At 71.5% G+C, this 3,563-nt stretch carries 4 protein-coding genes; 2 read left to right on the top strand and 2 right to left on the bottom strand.

Annotated features, from left to right (window positions below):
• Together VIU94_RS00715 and VIU94_RS00710 are read right to left on the bottom strand one after the other, a co-directional pair.
• On the bottom strand, window positions 1-493 hold a 493-nt coding region (locus tag VIU94_RS00715; protein WP_524540615.1), incomplete at its 3' end, for an NsdA family TPR-like regulatory protein.
• Between the two features lie 196 nt (window positions 494-689).
• Complete coding sequence (locus VIU94_RS00710) at window positions 690-1,601, bottom strand: hypothetical protein (RefSeq protein ID WP_331906354.1); 912 nt, start codon at window positions 1,599-1,601, stop codon at window positions 690-692.
• Between the two features lie 284 nt (window positions 1,602-1,885).
• Between VIU94_RS00710 and lipB the strand changes: the two genes are divergently transcribed.
• Together lipB and VIU94_RS00700 are read left to right on the top strand one after the other, a co-directional pair.
• Complete coding sequence (lipB, locus tag VIU94_RS00705) at window positions 1,886-2,608, top strand: lipoyl(octanoyl) transferase LipB (RefSeq protein ID WP_331906352.1); 723 nt, start codon at window positions 1,886-1,888, stop codon at window positions 2,606-2,608.
• A 396-nt stretch (window positions 2,609-3,004) separates the two neighbouring features.
• Window positions 3,005-3,563, top strand: a 559-nt coding sequence (locus VIU94_RS00700) for a hypothetical protein (RefSeq protein ID WP_331906350.1), incomplete at its 3' end; no start/stop codon positions are given.

Genomic DNA, 3,563 nt, shown 5'->3' with positions numbered 1-3,563 from the left:
CGGCGACGCCGGGCTGGGGCGGCCCGGGGACCGGCTCGCCGCGGCCCACCCGCTCGTCGGCCCGGCCGATCAGCCAGTCGCGGCTGGGCACGACGAGCCCGGCCGGGGTGAAGGCGATCTTGCGCAGCTCGGCATGGCTGCCGGAGTCCTTGCGCCACAGGCCGCCGACGATGTCGACGGCCTCCTCCGGCGTGGCCGCGAACTCGAGGCCTGCGTACACCGGCGCGCAGGCGTCGAGCCCGAGGTCCTGCGCGGAGAGCCGGCGGCCGAGCCGCCGGGTGAAGACCTCCGCGATCAGGGCGGGGGTGGTGCCGCGCGGCTGCTGCCCCCGGAGCCAGCGGGTCACCGAGGTCTTGTCGTACCGCAGGTCGAGCCCGTGCTCCAGGCCGAGCTGGTCCACCCTTCTGGCCAGCCCCGCGTTGGAGAAGCCCGCCTCGGCGATCAGGGCGGCGAGCTGGCGGTTCGGGATGCGCTGCGGGGGTCGTTCCGTCATCAGCTGTGCGGTCTCCTGCCTTCCGGGCCCGGGTGGCAGCCCTCATGGAACGGCGTGAATTTAGCGGCCCGTACTGCCCTCGCCGCCGCCTTCGCCCCAGATTCATCCGATCGTGTGAGGAACGGGAGGGAGGGTTGCCGCCGGCCGGTGACCAGCGGCAACCCTGCGGGACGAGGCCGACGGAGCGGAGGGACCGTCAGCCGAGGGGGCGGCAGATCACCACGGCGGCGACGTCCTGCGGCGAGCCGCTGGTGTTCAGTGCGGCGACGTTCCAGCCCCAGGGGGTCGGAATGGACTCCTCCGCGTAGACCTGGGCGCCGACGAACTGACCGCCGCCGGTGGGCACCTCGTTCGTCGCCGACGAGCAGGTCGCCACGGAACTGCCGATGTAGTTGTGCGGCGTGCGGTACGCCTCACCGAGCCGCACGACGTGCGGCTGGGTGGAGCAGATCACCTGCGCGGTGATGAAACCGTCGTCGGGCGCGTGGTTGTACCCCTCGGCCCTCCACCCGTAGTTGCCGATGGGGCCCGAGTCCTGGATCAGGAAGACCGACTGGTCGCCGAGGCCGATGCCGATCGCCATGTAGCCGCCGCCGCTGGCCGTCGTTCCGCCGGGACATGTCGCCACCGCGTCGCCGACGCTGGACTTCGGCACACCGTAGGTCGTGGTCTGGCGTACGAAGTGGGCCGCCTGGTCGCAGACCACGTAGGCGCGGATGCGCATGCCGCCCTGGGTGCTGTAGTTGCGGGCGGTGACGGACCAGCCGTCGGCCGTGTCGGTCTGCTGCGGCACCGCGATCGAGGTGGAGAGGTGGGGCGAGCCGCCGTCGGTGTCGGCGCCTCCGCCCGTCGCGTAGTAGCCGGCCGGGCACTGCACGCGGGCCGACTGCTCGCCGCTCGGTCCAGTGCTGCGCCACGCGCCCTCCACGCGGACGGGCTGCAGGGCGACCACCGCCTTCCTCGCGTCGGGGCGGGCGGGATCCGCGGCGGCGCTCGGGGTGTAGGCAGCCGCGGCGCTCACTCCGGCCGTCAGGAGCGTCGCGGCGAGGAGGGAGACGAGGCGCCGGGCCCGGGGGCGGCGGGGCGGGGGAACAGGGGGAACGCGCATGGACGGTCTGGCCTCTCTGTGCCGTGCCGAGGATTCGCTGCGCGGCCGACGGTAGGGCGCGACCGGAACGGCGAACCGATTCTCCCGACGGGACACGCCGTCACGTTCCGTAGCCGAACGAAGGGCGACGGTCACGGACCGTCGCCTCCCCCGACGGCCGTCCGCACCTGGCGGCCGGGGAGGCGGAGCGCCGCCGTACAGTGGCATGGGCGCGAATGACGCATGGTGCCGTGCCGGTCCCGGGACGATCCCCGGGGCACGACGCCAGACGAGGAGGCTTGGCCGTGAGTGAGCTGCGATTCGTCCGCATGGGCTTCGGCGAGGAAGCCGTCGAGTACCAGGTGGCGTGGGACAAGCAGCGCGAGGTGCACGCCGCCCGGTTCGCCGACGAGATCCCGGACACCTGCCTGCTCCTGGAGCACCCGCCCGTCTACACCGCCGGACGGCGGACCGCGGAGAGCGAGCGCCCGCTGGACGGCACGCCGGTCGTCGACGTCGACCGCGGCGGCAAGATCACCTGGCACGGCCCGGGCCAACTGGTCGGCTACCCGATCGTGAAGCTCGCCTCACACGTGTACGTCGTGGACTACGTCCGCAGGCTCGAGGAAGCCCTGATCGCGGTGTGTGCCGAGCTCGGCGTACGGACCGGACGGGTGAAGGGGCGCAGCGGCGTCTGGGTGCCCGCGGACGAGCGCGGGCGCGAGCGGAAGATCGCGGCGATCGGGATCCGGGTGGCGCAGGGCGTCACCATGCACGGGTTCGCGCTGAACTGCGACAACGACCTCGCCTGGTTCGACCGGATCGTCCCGTGCGGCATCTCCGACGCCGATGTCACCACGCTCTCCAAGGAGCTGGGGCGCGACGTCCCGATCGCCGAAGTCCTCGAGCCGGTTCGCCGGAACCTGGACAAGCTGCTCGCCTGGGAAGAGTACGAGCGCACTCCCGACCTGGACCACGAAGACGACGACCCGACCCCAGCAGGCATCACCTACGGCCTGACCGTCTGACGCCCCACCGCCGAACAACCGCCGCCCGTCGTTGCGGGTGAACCGCCGGACCACCACCTGACGTCGGAGGTGATCTGCGGTCGACCACCTGGCGACGGCGGTGACCTGCGGATGCCCTCTGCCGGCGGGGGCGGTTCAGCGCGAGGCGGGTGGCGCCATACCTGTCGGCGGCGGTGGACCGCGTCCGCCGCTCCGCCTGGCCCGCGTCCCCGCCGTCATGCCGGTGGGCGGGAGATTCGTGGGAATGCCCGTGTGTGACTGGTGTGGTGCGGGGTGTGCGCGGGGTGGTGTGGGTGTGTTGCTGGGGGATCACGTGGGGATACGCGCCGGGTTAGACGTAAAGATTGCGCGAAGTGTCGGCGGGGTGCGGAGGGGAAACGTCGCTACGGTGGGGATGTGTCCAAATTTCTCGGCTTCCTCCTTGGCATCGCCGTAGCGCTCGCCGGGCCTGCGATGTTCGGCGTCCTCGCGGCGGACGGCGGTGTCAAGCTGAACGCGAAGGAGATGGCGCTCGCCTACGGCATCGGGGCGCTGATCTTCTGGACCGTGGTGTCGTACTTCTCGGGCGCCGCGGCGCTCGGTGCGGCGCTGACCTTCGGCGCGATGATCTACACCGTGCACTGGATCCCCAACCGGATGACGAACTTCCTGAACGACGTCCCGGGTGTGACGACCGGGATGATCGACGGGATCAAGCAGTACACGCTGAACGGCGTGGTGCCGATCCTCGCGGTGATCTCGCTGATCTTCGGGATCCAGCTGATCGTCCAGGCGGTGCAGCGGCGTCGGCGTGATCGCGCCGACGCAGACCGGCTCCAGCGCGAGCAGGAACTGGCGCAGGCGCAGCAGGAGGCGGACGTGACCGCGGAGTATCCGGTTGCCGGGGGCGACTATCAGCCGGCTGCGGACAACCGGTTCGGCAACAACTTCGGGAACAGCAACTACGACGACCTGT

It is taken from the genome of Streptomyces sp., assembly GCF_036566765.1.
Classification (GTDB): domain Bacteria; phylum Actinomycetota; class Actinomycetes; order Streptomycetales; family Streptomycetaceae; genus Streptomyces.
This window is presented reverse-complemented; position numbering and strand designations above follow the sequence as displayed.

Coding starts and splice junctions, on each gene's coding strand:
- VIU94_RS00710 (WP_331906354.1), bottom strand. CDS start 1,601: ATGCGCGTTCCCCCTGTTCCCCCGCCCCGCCGCCCCCGGGCCCGGCGC.